Origin of the sequence: Amphibacillus sediminis NBRC 103570 (genome assembly GCF_001552275.1) — a bacterium.
Taxonomy (GTDB): Bacteria; Bacillota; Bacilli; order Bacillales; family Amphibacillaceae; genus Amphibacillus_B; species Amphibacillus_B sediminis.
This window is the reverse complement of record NZ_BCQW01000030.1, coordinates 1-18,127: the sequence shown is the minus strand read 5'-3', so window position 1 is coordinate 18,127 and position 18,127 is coordinate 1. Positions and strand designations below refer to the sequence as shown.

General features: G+C 37.8%; 12 protein-coding genes. All 12 read right to left on the bottom strand.

Annotation, left to right across the window (positions count from 1 at the left end):
- Positions 1-2: 2 nt before the first annotated feature.
- Positions 3-1,538, bottom strand: coding sequence for an extracellular solute-binding protein (locus ASE01S_RS13590; RefSeq protein WP_067843512.1), 1,536 nt, complete (start codon positions 1,536-1,538; stop codon positions 3-5).
- A gap of 563 nt (positions 1,539-2,101) precedes the next feature.
- Positions 2,102-3,574: an SGNH/GDSL hydrolase family protein gene (locus ASE01S_RS16415; RefSeq protein WP_169793110.1), complete on the bottom strand. Its 1,473-nt coding sequence runs from the start codon at positions 3,572-3,574 to the stop codon at positions 2,102-2,104.
- 412 nt (positions 3,575-3,986) lie between these two features.
- Positions 3,987-6,518, bottom strand: coding sequence for an exo-rhamnogalacturonan lyase family protein (locus ASE01S_RS13575; protein WP_067843505.1), 2,532 nt, complete (start codon positions 6,516-6,518; stop codon positions 3,987-3,989).
- A gap of 255 nt (positions 6,519-6,773) precedes the next feature.
- Complete coding sequence (locus ASE01S_RS13570) at positions 6,774-7,424, bottom strand: YesL family protein (protein WP_067843502.1); 651 nt, start codon at positions 7,422-7,424, stop codon at positions 6,774-6,776.
- A gap of 5 nt (positions 7,425-7,429) precedes the next feature.
- The gene (locus tag ASE01S_RS13565; RefSeq protein ID WP_067843499.1) at positions 7,430-8,140 is read right to left on the bottom strand and encodes a DUF1961 family protein; all 711 of its coding nucleotides are present in this window, start codon (positions 8,138-8,140) and stop codon (positions 7,430-7,432) included.
- A 10-nt stretch (positions 8,141-8,150) separates the two neighbouring features.
- Positions 8,151-8,822, bottom strand: coding sequence for a rhamnogalacturonan acetylesterase (locus tag ASE01S_RS13560; protein ID WP_067843496.1), 672 nt, complete (start codon positions 8,820-8,822; stop codon positions 8,151-8,153).
- Positions 8,823-8,839: 17 nt separating this feature from the next.
- Entirely contained in the window at positions 8,840-11,128 is a 2,289-nt protein-coding gene (locus ASE01S_RS13555; RefSeq protein ID WP_067843494.1) for a helix-turn-helix domain-containing protein, read from the bottom strand.
- A 19-nt stretch (positions 11,129-11,147) separates the two neighbouring features.
- Positions 11,148-12,989, bottom strand: coding sequence for a rhamnogalacturonan lyase (locus tag ASE01S_RS13550; protein WP_067843492.1), 1,842 nt, complete (start codon positions 12,987-12,989; stop codon positions 11,148-11,150).
- A gap of 17 nt (positions 12,990-13,006) precedes the next feature.
- On the bottom strand, positions 13,007-14,800 hold the full coding sequence (locus ASE01S_RS13545; protein ID WP_245630386.1) for a glycoside hydrolase family 35 protein: 1,794 nt from the start codon (positions 14,798-14,800) through the stop codon (positions 13,007-13,009).
- Positions 14,801-15,404: 604 nt separating this feature from the next.
- A complete protein-coding gene (gene bglB, locus ASE01S_RS13540; RefSeq protein WP_067843490.1) occupies positions 15,405-16,496 on the bottom strand; it encodes a beta-galactosidase BglB in 1,092 nt (363 codons plus the stop codon).
- Between the two features lie 20 nt (positions 16,497-16,516).
- Positions 16,517-17,353: a sugar phosphate isomerase/epimerase family protein gene (locus ASE01S_RS13535; protein ID WP_067843489.1), complete on the bottom strand. Its 837-nt coding sequence runs from the start codon at positions 17,351-17,353 to the stop codon at positions 16,517-16,519.
- Between the two features lie 11 nt (positions 17,354-17,364).
- The gene (gene rhaM, locus ASE01S_RS13530; RefSeq protein WP_067843487.1) at positions 17,365-17,682 is read right to left on the bottom strand and encodes an L-rhamnose mutarotase; all 318 of its coding nucleotides are present in this window, start codon (positions 17,680-17,682) and stop codon (positions 17,365-17,367) included.
- Positions 17,683-18,127: the final 445 nt, after the last annotated feature.

Here is an 18,127-nt window from a genome sequence, read left to right as displayed (position 1 = left end):
GCTTAATTCATGTTTTGATACAATTCATTTAATTCATCAATTAATTCTTGACCACCACTGTTATACCATAGATCAATTGCATCATTCCAACCATCTTGGTCAATTTGTCCGGCAATATATTGAATTCGTGCATCTTCAATAATATCGTCTAGTTGTGTTCCTCTAGTCGTATAGACCTCGGAAACAAGTGGGGCTGCTTCATTAAAGACAGCTTTTTCTTCATTCTCTTCCATTAATCGATATCTTTTTTGAGCTAATGCACTATCGCCTCTCATTTGATGCATTCCTTCACCATACATAGAAATCTGACCCATTTCATATGATTTAAGAGCGGCCGCTTCCTCCGACTCAATTGGTACAAGGTAGCCATCTTCATCTAATTCATAGCTAACTCCTTCGATACCATGGCTAAGTATATTTATTCCATCGGTTGAACACAAGGTATCCAAGAAAGCTAGTATTTCATGTAATTCTTCTTCTGTTTGAACACTCGTTTTAGAGATAGCCAAAAATCCTGAATAGCCATCAGTAGGCTGACCATATTCCTCTCCGTCTGGCGATAGAAGTGTTCCGGTAATTTCTACAAAATACTCGTCAGGATCTGTACTTCCTGTTTCATCGACAAATAAATTATTAATTTGCATCGCACGAGAATAAGTATCAATAATCACGCCGCCTTTACCATTAAACATCACACTGTTCCAATCATCTGGACTTAACGTGGTAAAGTCTGGATTAACTAGCCCTTGATCAACAAGATCCTTTGTCCATTCAAGTGCTTCTGCATACGCATCTGTAGTGAAGGCTGGAACGAGCTTACCATTTTCAATTCCCCACCCGTTTGGCGCTCCGAACCAAATAGAGAGTGTATCCAATGTTCCATACCAAGTTGGAATAATTAAACCAAATGTGTCATCGGCACCTGTTTCATTTGGATCATTGTAGGTAAAAGCTTGTAAGACATCATATAAATCATCAATTGTTTCTGGTACATCAAGCCCTAAATTATCTAACCAGTCTTTTCTAATAATAGCTGTAGAACGCATGATGTCACGGTGACGATAAATACCATAGACCTCTCCATTTACCGATGAGTTACGCAGAATGTCTTCATTGTATTGACTTAGATGTTCATAGTCATCTAGATAATCCGATAATTCCCAAAATGCACCTGCTTCTGCTGAATTTAAAAAGCCCGGTGTTTTTCCTTGAATGACCATAATATGTGGAATGTCAGTTGAGGCTAACGTAACATTCATACGATCCTCATAGGAAACATTCGGCACCCAGTTCATATTAATCTTTTTCCCTGTTAATTCTTCAACCGCTAATTCCCAATCATTATCAGCTGGTGGTGCTGTCGTTTCAAAAGTTGGTGCCATTATCTTTATTTCTTCAAAAAACTCCTTTTCTTCGCCATCGCTACCTCCGCCATCATTCGATGCTGTATCATCGTCATCATTACCGCATCCTACGATGAAAAATAAACTAAATAAAATAGCAACTAACCAAACTCCCCTTTTTTTAAGTGAACGCATTTACCTTTCACTCCTTCAATCATTATAATTTTGAAATGGCTTAACCATCTCACCCTTATAGATTAAAACGCTTACATTTTTCCTGCAATAATAGATTTTTGCACAAAATAAAGAAGTGAAAAACACAGATAATACGTGGGTTTCCACTTCCTTGCTTAACTTATACTTTTTTGGCTAGCCAATTTTTGCATTTCCCAGGAAATAAATTCAATGCCTGATTTAATGTGAGCTAAAGTTAACGGTTACACTTGTGTTAACAGGAAGCATCTAGTTCAAATTTCGGCAGAATAGACATGAAGTCGGAGATTTAAGGCTTTTCTTTCATCGTTCTCGCCTTAGCGATGCTGTTCTTTGATTGATTATTCAACATATGAAGCTGTTTCTAAGTACATTGTTCCGCTCTGTATTTCGAATAATCAAATTTACATCAAATGCGCTGATATTTTATCGCGCAAAGCTCAATAAAGTGAAACTTCGTTCAGTGGGGGTTGAACCACTGAATGGAACTTAAATAGTCATACATCTCACCACTTTTAGAAGTAAGAGCCTTCTACTGAATGAAGTTAAATAAGTGATTCATTTAAAAAGATTGGATCGCGTTGTTTTAGTTCTTGTGCTAATAGCGAAGCAATCACACGTGCGCCTTCTTTCGTGAAATGGGTACGATCATCATAGCCCAATGCTAAAAGGTAAAACCGTTTCACTTGGTCATCATCGAGCTGTTGATAATAATGAATCGCCGCATTCATTAAATCAATACAGTGAACCTTTTCTTCTTCCGCTACTGCTTTGATCGCTTGACAATATGCCTGAAAATTATTTTTATAGTGCCCATTTTCTTTTGTAAAGGTAGGGACTGGTGTGATTAAAAACGGCACCGCTTCTCTTTCTCTCGCAAACGCGATATATTTCTTTAAATACCCTTTAAATTCAGTGTTTGGATTAGAATAACGTTCAGGCTTGGCTCTATTTGCATCATTATGACCCATTTGGATAAAAACATAATCAGCCTTGCTGATCGCCTCATCTAATTGAGCTAAACGCCCCTCTTCAATAAAAGACTTAGCACTTCTTCCACCGATCGCGTAATTCGCAAACTGAAGCTGTGCAGAGAAATAATCATCTATATATTGTCCCCAACCTGCTTTCGGTTCTGCTTGATCATGATAGGATTGAACAGTGGAGTCTCCAATAAGGACAATTTGCTTACTAGGCTTTATTGCGATCGTTTCACCAGGAGGAATTCGTTTTATTTCGCCATTAATACTGATCCAAAGCGGAATTGCCGTTGGATTATAGGCAACGTTTGCATCAATTCCCAGCACAAGCTGATTAGCCGCTTTCATGTAACGTACCATTTCAATATTCGTCGCATACCAAATATCAGATTGACTCGACATATTTGCACAAAACTGCTCAATTAGATGCCAGTTATCATCATGATCAAACTCATAACTATGTCCCCATACACTCATCATGTATAAATATTGTGCTTTGTTCAGTGACTTAAATGCTTCACCTAATTCTAATAGCCGATGATTATGATGGCAGGTCGCTTGCCATTGATAGTAATCATTGGGCATAGCGAACTGTGCTGAGCTTCCCACTATTCGGGCATATTCGATCCCTGTATGTGGAAGCATTTGTTTGATTTCCTCATTATAAGAGCCATTAGGATAGGAAAAGCCTTGAACCGGATAGCCTGTTATCTTTTCGAGAAAGCGCCGGTCTTCCATTACTTGTAGCGTGACATGTTCAATAGGTGTTCGTGCAATAGTTGGATGTGTTACCGTATGACAGGCTATCTCGTGGCCGTGATACAGCTTCGCTACTTCGTATGCTTGAATATAATCATGATGAAAGGTTCGGGTTTTATTGTTTGGATTGATAAAACCAGAATTTAAATGAAATGTTCCTTTCATGCCATATTTATTAAATATTTCAACGAGCTTTTTATCTGCTCCTCGTCCATCATCATAACTAAAAGTTAGAACTTTGTGCTTGCCTTCTGGAAAGCAGATATGAATGGTTTGCATGTTAATTCACTCCTTGTCAGTCATAGAGAGGATTAGTACTAATTAAATCTGCCTTGGCGGATTGTCACCAGATTTTATCAGGCTAACCCGATAAGTGAAACTTCGTTCAGTGGGGTTTTCCCCCCACTGAACATTAGTTGAACCAATCGGGCCGTTACTGGTTGTTGGATCGTCGACTTAGACATGACGTGTTCCCTTATTTCCTGAACTGGGGGGCTTACAAAAGCCCTTCGATGGGGCAAGTAATCGCAGCCCCAGCCAGTTACACTGCGGTAAATTCCCGCTGAAAATCTGTGACATCCGCCGGAGGCTTTAACTTTATTCAGCCGGGGTTTGTACTCCCACTGAATGTGAATACATATTTGCATTTATCTCCCCACTTCTACAAGTGGGGAGACTTCTGTAAATGAAGTTAATCAGTAATTTCATCTAAATAGTCACCAATAAACCTTAAGCATAACATCAGATTCAAACTCCATTGCGAGGCAACATTTGTTGTAACCCAAGGAATTTCTGTTAATACTGCCCAGTTATTAGAAATTTGCCGTTCAATAGGGAGCTGTACACCACTTAAGCTTGGATTTAGTAGCAGTTCCCATGCCTTTTCTGCTAATTTCGCATCATTGAATCTTGATGCAGCATAACCGATTAAGCCACTAGCAAACATAGGCCAATTAAAATGATGATTAGTTAAGCTACCGTTTGAAAAATTGTGTTTTTCTTGGTCTGACATAGCATAAACTTGACCAAACTCTGCAATCATATCCTTAAACACTTCATCCTCTAATAAGTCGGCTAATTCTAACCAAACTTGTGGGGCACCAAAGGCAATAATCATATGGTAGCCACCCTCATTTCCCACCCCCATATAGCTTAATTCGGCCGTTTTGGGATCATATTGGAAGGTAGGTCCTGATAGGAGACGATAAGGTGTTTCTTTTATTGTATCTAAGCCTGTTAATATTTTGGCTAAGTATGTGGAATCCTGCGTTCTCTCCCACTTTGACATCCAATTTGAACAAAACGCGGCCCAATCTGGACCGATCCTGGCATGAGTTAACTCATTTTCTTTTGGATAAAATTCACGCATTGGATCTAAATGTTCAAGCGTATGGTCGGCATCCTTAGCTTCTTCTAGCAATTCTAGCATTCTTTCATCCGCTGTTAAATAATAATAATATTTATATAAACAGGCCATGCTAATTCGTGCCTCTTTACAGCCACAGCCCCAATGGCTAACATTATGGCGTGAGCCTAAGCCTTTATATTCACCAAAGTGATAGCGATCAACCTCGCTATTATGGCGGGTCATGGCTTCTACTATTCTAAAGATCTCTGCATCTCCACTTCTAAAAAAGCTATACCAGAGCCATAGGTTCGGCACTAATTCAGTATTTTGCCAAGCATAGCCACCCATATCATAAAACCACTGCTTTCTCACAGCATCATAAGAGTGCATTATATCACCATAATTCCAGTAACCAAACCATTGGCGCTGCTTAATTTCTTTTTTATAAAAGGCAATGAGCCGATCTAATTGTTCTTCTAAATACCTTTTGCTATCATTGCCGTCATCTTTTAATGGCCAAACCCCTGTCGCCCCTGACTGATAATAGTAATGCGGGTCTGAAATAAGTAAACTTGGTTTCTGGCAATAATCTGCTAAACTAGCTAACACTTCATTAGACGGCGGTGAATCAAAGAAGCTAACATAGGCTTCACTAGTATTAGCGATACCTAAAGGAGTTGCTCGCATTTCGTCGAAGCCTTCGTAAGCACTTTGGACATGAGTTGAGCTAGAATAGTGCCTTAAATCCATCGGCTCTTGATCAGGAGACCAGAACCAGATCGATAATGTCGTTTCAGCTCCATTTAAGTGTTCGACTGCTAACTGACTCGGAAATTTTTCATTAAAATCTTTTAATGCGATCGCCATACCACCATCTTCTCCGCCAGCATACAGTAAACCTTGCGTTTGACTAATGGTTGGTATATTAAGCCAAGCATTAGACCGATCGGTTCGTTTTCTAAATATACCTTGTTGAGCAGAGATTTGCGTAAATTTAAAATCTTGCCAAATCGCATTTCCTTTCGCTTGAGTCAATCGATCATTTTCCGAATTAGAAGGATGAATGATGTCGCCTTTGATTTGTTTTTGATATAGTTCAGATTGTCGAAAGCGCCTAGATGTAAGTAGTTGGGCCGGTTCATTATATAGTCCAGATTGTGTCGCTAAACGAATCTGTCGATTATAGGGTTGTCCGATTAACTTAGTTGAGAGCTGAAAGCCTAATCCTTTAACGATATCCTTTTCTGGACATCCATTGTAGAACACTGTATGCAGAACTTTAATCCGTGATAATTGATGATAAAAGACGAATCGAACAGAAAAAGGTAATTGATTTTGCTGACCGCAAGTCCCTGTTATTTTAACTGTCGCTTGAAGGGGTCCTTCCCTCTCAATCACTACATGCTGAATCTCACAATCAATTTCTTTATCAATCGTAATAGGACGGTTACTAACGATTTGCTTTTCTTGCATAATTACTATTAACTTACCTTTGTGTGCAACAGTTTCCTGTTTTTGATCGACTACTTTATTGATTAAATATGGCCCTGACTTTGATAGATAGTAGCTTAAACAACCTGTGTTGATCACAATTTGATCCGCTAATTCTGTGATAGTAAGTCCTGAGTTTTCGACAAGAGAGGTATCGTGCTCTTCCTTAAGCTGTAATACTTGTACTTCATTAGGATTGACTACCGCTGAATGAGCCGTCCATTTAATACTACCATCTGGCCAATAAGCAGTTGGCCAGCTTTGTACTTTATACTGATTTAGGCTAAATGATCTTAATTTAGGTAATTCACCCTTTTTCCACGGTAAGCCAAATGTTACACCACTTTTCACTTTAGGTGCATCTTCAAGCCACTTTAGTTTCATTTTAGCATTCCTTTCAATTGATATTTTGGTAGAATGAATGTTATGACTAACCCAACTTTCGCCAGTAAAAAGGGGACAGCCATTGCACTTTTCCTAGCAAGCATGGAAAAAAGTCTTGTTTCAAAATTAAGTACTTGTCTGGTTGCTTATTCCTATTGGAGGAAGTCCACGGCAAAAAACGGATGTTTTTCTGTCCTACTTTGTTCACTTCTACCATTATTTTCATATAACGCTAAGACCGTTTTAAATGCAGCATTAACTAGCAGATTTTGCTTTCTTCTCCTCACGAATTTGTTCATTACGGACAAAGGATGAATACGAAATTCCCATAATACCATATGCCAAACTACTTACCCCAACTAATAATGAAAAGGGGAAAAATTGATAAAATAAATAGCCAATCATGACTAGCCAGCCTATATTTAATAATGTTGGTAATGGATGTGCAAGTGCGATAACGACTGACCTACTAAAATAATCCTTTAACTTAAGATCATAATGAACATAGAGTGGTATTAAATATGTTAAGATTACCGTCGTTAGACATGCTAAAATAAGCGTTGAAATTTGAATATATTGAAAAATAAATGTGCTGTGCATACTTGAATAACGATAGTTTACTAAGAACATAAAAAATAATAGCATGACAGATAAGCCAATGATATTACCTGATTTAAAGTTAGCTTTATAGGCTTGAAAGTACTGTACAAAGATATGACGGTCATTCCCTAACTCTTTCTTTAACCATTTACGAATGAGATGATAGAGAGCAATGGTACTCGGTCCAATTCCAAATATAACTGCTCCAAGCAATGTAAAACTGAACCATAATAGATTTAAATAAATTAAACGATAAACAAACTCAAACGCTGCGTATACTCGACCCAGTACCCCATTTTGAATCATATTGATCACTCCATTTTTTGTTCATTCACTTTAATGGCTTTAAAAACATTTAGTTGACGATAAGAAGCCTTCATTGGGGCCATTTGTCTAAAGCCAATCTTCCCATCCGAATACAAGGGACCATAGCTTTGCCCATCATCTTCCCATTCAAGGACAACCAAATCATTAATTGAGAATTGAATGATCGGACCATATTTAATCAGTCTAAGCTGGAAGGCTGATTTAACATCGGCTACTGTTGGAATCGGATCAGCGCCTTGGGCAACTAAATGGAAGCCAGCGCTTTTTCTTAAATTACATGTACAAAAGGCCCGTTCATCTTCCCACTTTCTCCTGAAGTAAGAGAGATGGAATGTATTTATCGATCCAGAATGATACTGTGGATAATGTCCATAGCGCTCTGGTAGTTCTGGTGCAAAGATATCTGCCCCATCCTTACCTGTTGCCGCAAAAAAGAGCATACATAGACCAGGTTCCTTTATTGGTTTAAATTTCCACTCAATCATAATTTGATCAGGAAAATGATGCTTGCACCATAAAACCCAATGGGCATAATCGCCATGCTCCTCTGGATCCATACCATTTTCCAGTACTAATTGCCCTGATTCAAAGCTTGTCTTTACCGACCCTTCCATCTTAAAATCGGTTAAATCAGCAGCAGAGCCTAATGGGTTATGATAGATTAATTCACCTTTTTCAAATTGAAACTGTTGCATGTTCTCACCTCTAATTAGATCGAATATATGCTTTCAATGGCAGATTTAGCCGTTTAATTTCCTGACAAACTAATTCTCCAACTAGCCTTGCCCCCTTCTCCGAAAAATGAGTATTATCTTTTATTCCCTCTGGATAATTCGCATGTTCATTGGGCGCTAGCCAAGTAAACAGCTGTTTAGACTGTTCAACCCCATAAGCTTCATATAATTCTTTGGTCCGCTTCGACAAGTCCACGAAAGGAATGGATTGCTGTTGCGCCAGCTCTCTTACTACATCAGGGAACTCACCTAATGTATTGTTCACCTTGCCTTCACTCGTAAAGAAGCGTCGATGCACAGGTGAAACTAAGATAGGGTGTGCTTGCCACTTACTGATTTGATCAAGATAATAGGTTAAATATTTTCGGTAGCGTTCTGGTGTTTGGGAACCATACTCTTTTTGGTCGTTATGACCAAATTGAATCAATGCATAATCATTTGGTTTTAATTCATTTAAAATTTGCTTTAAACGCCCTTCCTCGATGAAACTATTCGAGCTGGCTCCACCTTTTGCTCTATTGATAACGCTTACTTTCGTTTGATCAAAATACTGATCAAAATACTGTCCCCATCCTGCCATTGGATATTCATATGCAGGACAGTTTGCAACGGTAGAATCGCCGATTAAATAAATATTAAGCATAACGGATCCCCTCTTTGCTATAAATTAGACATTTCTCCCCAATGCAACGATTGATGGGTATTTCGATATTGTCCAGGTGTCATGTTTGTTTGCTTTTTAAAAATACGGTTAAAGTAACTATGCCGGTATCCAACCGCAACAGAGATTTCTTGTATTTTCATTGAGGTCTCAACGAGTAGTTGCTTAGCTTTATCAAGACGATAAGTTGTTAAATAATCAATAAAGTTAATTCCTTTTTCGTGTTTAAACAATTTGCTCAAAGTATATGAGTTTAACCCCAGTTCATCTGCACATTCTTCTAATGAAATATCATACATATAATGATCATGGATATAGTCGATCACTTTCCTTACTAGATAATCTTGTTTACTGATTGACTTATTCTGCATAGCTTTAATAAATGGCTTAATCACAGTGTCGATCAATATTTCCTTTAAGCAATCCATATCATATGTATGCATAAATTCTTTTAATACATTTTTACTTTCAAATAATTCAAACGGGTAAAAACCCTCTTTCAAAATGCGTGACTGAATCGAGCCATATAATTGAATAAAACTATATTGAATGGCACGGTCATCATATTCACATAAAATCGTGATAAATTCGTTTACTAGCATAATTGTTTGATCAATATCGGCTGATTCAATTGAGACTAGAATTTGTTGTTCTTTTTCAAAAGGATAGATATCGCCACTCTTTTCCATTGTTTTAATGGTAGCTGGCATTGTAATTAAAACCGTTTCGGTATAGACATGTTTTTTGTATTTCTTCTGCCGAATCTGTTCCACAACATCAGTTAAATCCGTAAGTTTTTGAACAGATTGACTTAAATACATAACCGTCGTTTCATACTTACTGTCCTCTTTTATAATTGAATAGAGTCGATTTAATTGTTCTTCATGTTTCGTTTGATCAGAAAAAATGAAGACGACACCAGCAAAATGGTCATTAAAATAGATAACATGGTAACTCGAACTAAAGATCTCCTCCATACATTTAATGATAGAGTTTTGCTGTTTCTTATTGATCGTTTCAATATCTAAATAAACGATATAATGTTGGTCTAACTCAATCTGATATTGCTTTAATCTTAACCGAAGCTCTAGTTCACTTTGATCTTCCAAAAACCCCTCTATCAATTGGAAGAAGAAATTACTGATTAACTTTTCATTAAGAGCATGAACATGATCTTCTAATACTTCTTTTTCAGTATTTAATTTATTCCAATTCGATTCAACAACATTAAATGCATCATCCTTTCTTTTACTTGAGGAGCTTCCTTTAAATAACTCAAGGATCTTCTCAATTGGCCGATAGATCGATCTAAAGGTCATCGTTGCAATACCAAATGAAAGGCATAATCCAACCAAACTAATAATCACAATTGTTTTCGATAAACGATTAATTGGCTCCGTTATAAACGAAATGGGGACAACAGACATATAGAGCCAATCGGCATTTACCCGGCTAATCGTACCTGATGTAACAGAATAGTTCGTCCCATCCCAATCAGTAGTGAATGAGCCGTTGACTAATCCTTGATGAATTAAAACTTCATCAAAGAATTGTGAACTTTTCTCATCTGACGAGATAATCATGCCACTATGCTTATCGATAATAAATGAAAAACCCTCACTTGATAAACTTAAGCCATCAATCATTTGGAGTACCGCCTGATGATTCAACTCAATGATAAAAGAGGCACGATTCCCGTCATCTAAACGATAAAAAGATGGGATATTCTTTACCAATGCCAATGGAAATAAATGATCATCCGCGTCTGTCTTTAAATAATTACGTTCCCAATAAAATGCGTCTTCCTGCCAAATATAACGTTGATAATCCGTCAAATCCTGCTGATCGATCCAGCGGAATTGTGGGTTAAATACAGCCGGGGCCTCACTATTAATAAATAGACTAATTCTCTCAATTAAACTATTGCCATTTTGTTTAGAGAATAACGACCCCGTTATTTCTTCAGCAAGCTGATATTGATCTTGAAAATTGATCTGATCTAAATCAGTTCTAAATAATTTTTCATGTGACCAGTAACTTAAGTTGACCTCTAGGCTTCGCATTTGTGAATCAATGTAAGCAACTTGATTATTGATTTGTTCCTTATGTGTTGCGATCATTTCATCTTTTAAATGCCTAGCTCCAAAAAAGTAAATGGCCGTACCAATCAGTAAACTTGGCACACAAAGGATTAGCAAAAGAATAACAATGTTTTTTTTATAATAGTCTTTAATATATGAAGGCGTTCTCAACAGTTTGGCTCTGATTTGGTTTAATACTTTTTTCATAAACCCACCTTCTGTTTGATTATTTTTTTCTAATCAGTTTGACAGGGGGGACAGGAATATCCATTGATGCTTCGTCAAAACCAATATAAAAGCTTGGATGTGGCGGCTGATTATAAGCGACATTTTGCCAAGCTATTGCCACCCGATATTGACTATCATGCATTAATGTATAAAGACGATGCTCACTTATTTCAGTCGTAGTAAAAACCCTTAACGCACTGGAATCTTCCAGACGCCAAATGACCTCTTCACGCCAATCACCGAATAAATCGGCCTGTAGGTTAGGATTACCTTTTGTACCGTTATTTGATAATGTGCCGTCTGCCCGCAAAAGTAAATCTGCTTGCTGGGTTTCCCAATTCCATTTTGTAATCGTACCCACACCAGCTTCAATGTTAGGATCAAATTCATGATCAAGGATTTCTCTTCCTAAATCACCATCCCACCAAATAACAAAATTTGCAGGCAATACAGGACCATCAATCGGTTCACCTTTACACGTATAGAAGCTCTCTGTACCATCGACACGATTCCCGCCATCAGGCGCATAGCCCCATAATTGTGCCCCCTTAAATCTTGGGTCAATATCAGCAGCTACTCCTCTACCTATATCCTCAGACTCAGACGGAATACTAAATAACACTTTACCGGTTTTGGCGTCATGTAATTCAAAGCCATGCTCGTGTGGACTCACCTCATGGGTCATAAAAATCTCTAAGCCAGGATTATCTAAATCAAAATCACCAACATGTAACGCATCACCATGACCAAAGCCAGTTGAATAGAGTAGGGAGCCATCATGATCAACGACGGCTGAACCATAAATAATTTCATCAAAGCCATCCTGATCCACATCAGCTACGCTTAACGAATGGGCACCTTGACCAGCCAGTTCTGGAATGTTTTGATCAGAATCTGCACACCAGCGTTCGACAAGCTTCTTATCGATGACATCATAAGCAACGATTACGGCTCTAGTATAGTAACCTCTACAGACAATCGCACTAGCTTTTTCACCATCTAAATAAGCTACACCTCCTAAATAACGGTCAATTCGATTCCCTTCAAAATCGCCCCAGCTTCCTGGCAAGCCTCGATCTGGTTTATAATCAATGGTATCTAACGCTCGGCCAGTTGCTCCATCGAATAGCGTTAAATATTCTGCACCTTCGTGAATAAAGCCTTTCTCGTTACGGTAATCTTTTGTTTGATCACCTATCACCTTTCCCTCTCCATCAATTGTTCCATCAGCTGTTTTACAAATGAGCTCTGCAATGCCATCACCATCAAAATCATAAACTAAAAACTGGGTATAGTGTGCACCAGAGCGAATATTAACACCAAGATCAATTCGCCATAATTTCTTTCCTTCTAGTGTGTAACAGTCTAAATAAGTATTGCCAGTGTAGCCAGAATGGGCATTATCTTTAGCATTACTCGGGTACCACTTCACAAAAATTTCATAACGCCCGTCTCCCGTCACATCGCCAACCGATAAATCATTTGCCGAGTAGGTATAGTACTCACCAGCTGGTGTCATACCATCGGCCGGCTTATCTAATGGAATATCAAAATAGCCCTGTTCTAAAACAGATACTTTAGCTGATTCAAACACCCCATCCGAGGTAATGGTTTTGATCATATAACTACTCGTTACTTGACCATCTTTGTCTAAGTAGTTACTGTTCTGGCTACGATCGACTTTGCTAATCAACTGATCGTCCCGGTAGATTTCATATTCAGCATCTTCAAATTCAGTTATGGCAATCCTCCAGCTGAGAAATACACCTAACTCTGTCTTTACAGCCACAAGTCCTCGATCTAAATCTTCTAAGCATCTAACTTTTTTCTGATCACTCATTTGAACATTTCCTCCATTTAATTAGCTTTAATGATTGATTTTTCAACAAACTCGACCGTTTCGGAAGTTTTTCCTTCTGTTTCAAAGATTATTAATTTATTCTTACCTTGCTTTAACTTAGGTGCAGGAATATACAAACTTAGCTGTGGCCCCACTTCCCAGAATCGGCCTAAATTAAAATCATTTAAGAAGACACAGCCTTTCCCCCAGCCTGGCAATGTTAAATAAGTATCTTCAGGCTGATCAACTATAAAGTCAATTTGGTAAAAAGCGGGCTGACCCTCTTGATAACCCTTGGCAAAATCGAGTTGATTTAAATTTGATAAGGGTAAAGGATAATGGTACCAGCCTGTATGAAGGTATTCGTCAAGCATTACCCCTGTTTTAATACCTTTTCTTTGTTCATTTAGATACGGACCAAAATTGGATCGTCCCATATTCTCAACAAGAATATCCAACTGATTGGTTGAATCCGCAGTTAATTCAAGTGTTTGTTTGGTCTTAAATGTTTCACGATAGGCAGTGAATTGATGCTTTTCATTTAAAAAAACATGGGCACGGTCATTTGTCCCGAGCAGTTTAATCGATTGGCTAAGTGACTTTTTCGCTAATTCACTTCGATATAAAATATAACCATAGGATTGATCAAGCTGCTCCATTGTTACAGGGTAGGCGTGATAATGTGGTGAAGATAGATCATCAAGTACACTAAATAAACTCACTTTTTTTGAGACTCGCCATTTCCCATAGGCTCTTTTCTGCACTGGATCTAAACCTTTAGCATTCGTCGCTGACTGCCCCGTGACAGAAGCAATTGTTTCTCTAAATTGATAGAACTTCTCCGTTAATTCACCTGATTCATCAATCGGTGCCCCATAATCATAAGATGTTGTGGCGGGGGCATATTCTTCTTTTATGTAACCATCCACAACCTTCTCATAATAGTTAGCACCATTCATAAAGCCAAAGTTAGTCCCGCCATGCGCCATATAAATATTGATATGACCAAGCTCAAGCATATCCTTTAAATCTTTATTTATTGCTGTTATATCACGAACTTGATGTTGACCACCCCAGATGTTAAACCAACCTATCCAAAATTCCATACACATAAGCGGACGATCAGGGATTATTGCTTTTAATGAATCAAGTCTTTCTTTTAAATTCGCACCACAATTAACGGTCGGTAGTGCTTTTTCAGGTAATGAACCTGCGTGAAGAATACTTTCTCGTGTACTATCAGATGTAACTAAAGGAACGGTAACACCACATGCTTTCATCAGTTCTGCCACTCGATTCAAATAGCCTTTCTCATTACTGTAATAACCATATTCATTTTCAACCTGCATTAAAATAATTGGTCCGCCCTGATCGCATTGATAAGGGGCTATTTTCGGAATAAGTGTTTCAAAGTATTGGGATACATGTTCGATAAAAGGCTGATATAAACTTCTCACTTTCATATCGGGATCTTTTAGCAACCAAGCAGGTAAACCTCCAAATTCCCATTCGGCACAAATATAAGGTGAAGCCCTCAAAATAACGTATAACCCAAGCTGTTGCGCCAGCTCGATAAACCGAATCAGATCATATTGACCTGAAAATTGAAATACACCTTTACTCGGCTCATGAACATTCCATGGGACATACGTTTCAATGGTATTACACCCCATTGCTTTGACTTTTGCTAATCGATCTTGCCAATATTCTGGATCAATTCTAAAATAATGTATTGCACCCGATATAATCTTTAATGGTTGACCATCCAAATAAAAGTTATTATGTATCTCCATTTTTTTATTTTCAATCACCATAATCCCTCCTATGATCAGAAAGCGTTTTCAACTTCTAATGTTTAATATATGCTTATTTTCTTTCTTAGTCAATAGAATTAAAGATAAAACAACAAAAACAAAAAAATAAATATGTTGGTTTATTTATACTCTATTGATCTTGAAATCATGTTATGTTTTTTGGATGGGTTAATCAAAGTGATTAGGGATAGATTGTGATTAGAGCTGACGCTTGTTAACAAGATTTCAGAAGGTATAATAGGCTTTTCCGCTAAGAGCTAATTGTTGAGGTTCTCTGTCAAATATGGTGGTAGGAATGCCACTCTATTAGTGAAAGGACTTTGATAATGTAGCGATTTTACTTTGAACGCATCGGCAATAAAAAAAGAAATCCGTGTATTTTTTGACTTCTTTTGAAGACTTGATAATGTAATAACCACCCCCACATTTTTGGATCGAGCCATTATCGCTCGTTTCTAATCTAAATACATATGGACACGTAGCTTTTATTGGCTACGTGTCCATTTGTTTGACTTAGTAATCAGCTAAGCCATACTCGCTATTCGATCCGACAAATTGCATCATAAAGCTTACTATTTCTTACTTGTCTAATCTTATATTTTTAAACATAGATATATAAGTATTCTGTTAAACAGAGGATAGCTAACGATTGACCATATGGCATGGTTGTCTGATCGATATTTCGATAAAAGTCGAGATCATCACCCATTCCGGTTCCAATAGAGACCTTCTCTAATGCACCTTGTTCATTGATTTCTCCTACTATACCCTGAATAGCTCGTTCAGCTACTGGTAAGTATTGTTTGGATAGATAGCGTTTCCGAATGGCTTTTAAAATACCGTAAGCAAAACCCGCTGAGGCTGAAGCCTCTAAATAGGATGTCGGATCATTGACTAACGTATGCCATAAACCGCTCTCATCTTGATATTCTGCTAGTGCTTCTACTTGTCGTTCAAGTGTTGCTACTAAATAATCGTAAAGGAAATCACCTGCTTTTAGTTCCAGCATTTCAATAATCTCTGGAATTGAAATGGTTGCCCAGCAGTTTCCACGTCCCCATAGCGCCGAGGCGAAATTGTGATGACCTTCAAAGGTCCAGCCATGAAACCATAACCCTGTCTTCTTGTCGGACAAGTACTTAATATGGAGTAAAAATTGTTTTTTGGCTTCTTCGATATAATCTGGTCGGTTAATGAGCTTACCTATTTTAGCTAGTGGTAACACCGTCATCATTAATGTATCTGCCCAAAGCTGGTTTTTATTCTCTGGTCCGTATGTCATATGTTGCAGACCGTCTTCATCTGTTCGCGGCATCTCATGCATGACCCAATCAGCCCACTGCTCTAAATAAGGTAAATATTCAGTTATATTTTCCTCCTCGTAAAGATAAGCCATCGTTAGTAATGGTGACATGGTATTAACATTCTTTGGTGGTGAGCCTTCTAATAAACGCTGATCAAACCACTCTCTTAGAATTTGAATGGCTGTCTCACTTTTCGTCATTTTCCAATACTGATAAAGTCCGTATAAGCCAACACCCTGTGGCCAATTCCAAACATGCCAACTTTTATCATCTACAATGAGGCCATCAAAGTCTAATAAAAATTCACCTGTCTCATCTTTAATTTGTGAAAGGTTCTTGGATAGCTGTTCAATTTTTTCAATGACCAGTTCTCTTTTTAAGCTTTTCATTATAGTTACCTCCAGTAAAGTTAAATAGTTTGATCGATGTCAAATAGATACTGCATACTTTTTGAAAGATGGGGTTCTTTTGTTTCTTCTAATAGAATCGGGATCATTGGTTTAGTAGACTTTATCTTCTTTAACAAGTAATGATAGTCTAGCTCCCCATGTCCTACCGGCACTACTTTTATCTGATTGTCTTGTTTAACAAAATCCTTGGCATGAATAATCATGATGCGCTCCTCAAATAAGTCAAACGCTTCGTCAATTATGCTAGTCTGATCTTGATGGTTTTCGATCGTCAAGTAATTAACTGGATCGAGAATCACTTGTAAATGATTTGATTTGACTTTATCTATGAGACGTTTCATCATTTTTGGTGAGTATATTGGGTGGTTAACCCCGCCTTCAATCCCTACTATGACACCAAAACGTTCTGCTTCTTCTACTAACAGCTTGACACTCTCCACAACTTTTTCAAATGCTTCTTCGGTAAAGTTATCGGTTGTATAGCCCATTTCAGCATGGACATTTCCCGTTTCCGAACCGACAATACTGCAGTTAAAGTCACGTGCCAAACGAATATGGGCCTTAAAATAATCGAGTGCCTGTTCTCTTTCGGTTGGGTCGGGATGAATCATGTTAATATAGCAGCCTAATACAGCTATATCTACTTGACTATTTTTTAAAGTGTTGGCCACTGTTTTAGCTAAGCCAGTATTTAAACTTGCTGTTGAGATATTCCACTCTTTAATCGATTTTTTCAAAGCAAATTGAATCGTGTGAATGTCTCTTTCAGCAAGCTTTTGTGCCAGATCCGTGATCGTTTCGTTTTCAATATCATGTGCTCGAATACCTAAATTCATGAGTAACCTCCTTATTTTTCAATATAGAACATTTCCGACAGTTCCTGCGTAATCGGACTATTATCTGGATTTGTTTCCATGATTGGCGCCATATAATCCCACCACTTTTGATTCATTTCGGTTGATGCGACTTGATCCCATTTGCTTTGATCTTCAACCTCCAAATAAGCAAATAACTCACTCGATTGTTCATCTAAAAAAATGCCATATTTAAGAACACCATGTTCTCGAAGTAAATGTTCCATTTCTGGCCACAATTTTTGATGTCGCTGATAATATTCACCATGTTGGTCTGGATAAACTTTCATTTTAAACGCTTTTCTCACCATAAATGCCTCCCCATATATCAGATAAACTTAAAAGAAATATTGAAAACCCTTACATTATTATATATAATGTGAACTATAATTTCTATATAAAAAATCAATTTTCTTTATAAGAAATCAACACGATGTCAGACATGTTCAAAAAAGTCAAAAGAGCAGTAAGGAGCATACGGTGTTTGCGAAGTTTTGAGCAACGGAACGTATGCCTTTAGATACGTGAGTCGCGCTAAAACAAGCCAACAATGAGATGTGACGCTTATCATTTGGTGACTTTTTGAACATCCTTTTTAATCCGTGTTCAAAAGGTTGCCAAATTAGAAGCAAGCAGGTCGAGGCGGCGAAGTTTTGAGCAACGGAACGTATGCCTTTTAGATACGTGAGTCGCGCAAAAACAAGCCAACAATGAGATGTGACGCTTATCATTTGGTGACTTTTTGAACATCCTTTT

Bases quoted from the DNA above. Each gene is read 5' to 3' on its own strand.
- ASE01S_RS13590 (WP_067843512.1), bottom strand. From the start codon at position 1,538: ATGCGTTCACTTAAAAAAAGGGGAGTTTGGTTAGTTGCTATTTTATTT.
- ASE01S_RS16415 (WP_169793110.1), bottom strand. From the start codon at position 3,574: ATGCAAACCATTCATATCTGCTTTCCAGAAGGCAAGCACAAAGTTCTA.
- ASE01S_RS13575 (WP_067843505.1), bottom strand. From the start codon at position 6,518: ATGAAACTAAAGTGGCTTGAAGATGCACCTAAAGTGAAAAGTGGTGTA.
- ASE01S_RS13570 (WP_067843502.1), bottom strand. From the start codon at position 7,424: ATGATTCAAAATGGGGTACTGGGTCGAGTATACGCAGCGTTTGAGTTT.
- ASE01S_RS13565 (WP_067843499.1), bottom strand. From the start codon at position 8,140: ATGCAACAGTTTCAATTTGAAAAAGGTGAATTAATCTATCATAACCCA.
- ASE01S_RS13560 (WP_067843496.1), bottom strand. From the start codon at position 8,822: ATGCTTAATATTTATTTAATCGGCGATTCTACCGTTGCAAACTGTCCT.
- ASE01S_RS13555 (WP_067843494.1), bottom strand. From the start codon at position 11,128: ATGAAAAAAGTATTAAACCAAATCAGAGCCAAACTGTTGAGAACGCCT.
- ASE01S_RS13550 (WP_067843492.1), bottom strand. From the start codon at position 12,989: ATGAGTGATCAGAAAAAAGTTAGATGCTTAGAAGATTTAGATCGAGGA.
- bglB (WP_067843490.1), bottom strand. From the start codon at position 16,496: ATGAAAAGCTTAAAAAGAGAACTGGTCATTGAAAAAATTGAACAGCTA.
- ASE01S_RS13535 (WP_067843489.1), bottom strand. From the start codon at position 17,353: ATGAATTTAGGTATTCGAGCACATGATATTGAAAACGAAACGATCACG.
- rhaM (WP_067843487.1), bottom strand. From the start codon at position 17,682: ATGGTGAGAAAAGCGTTTAAAATGAAAGTTTATCCAGACCAACATGGT.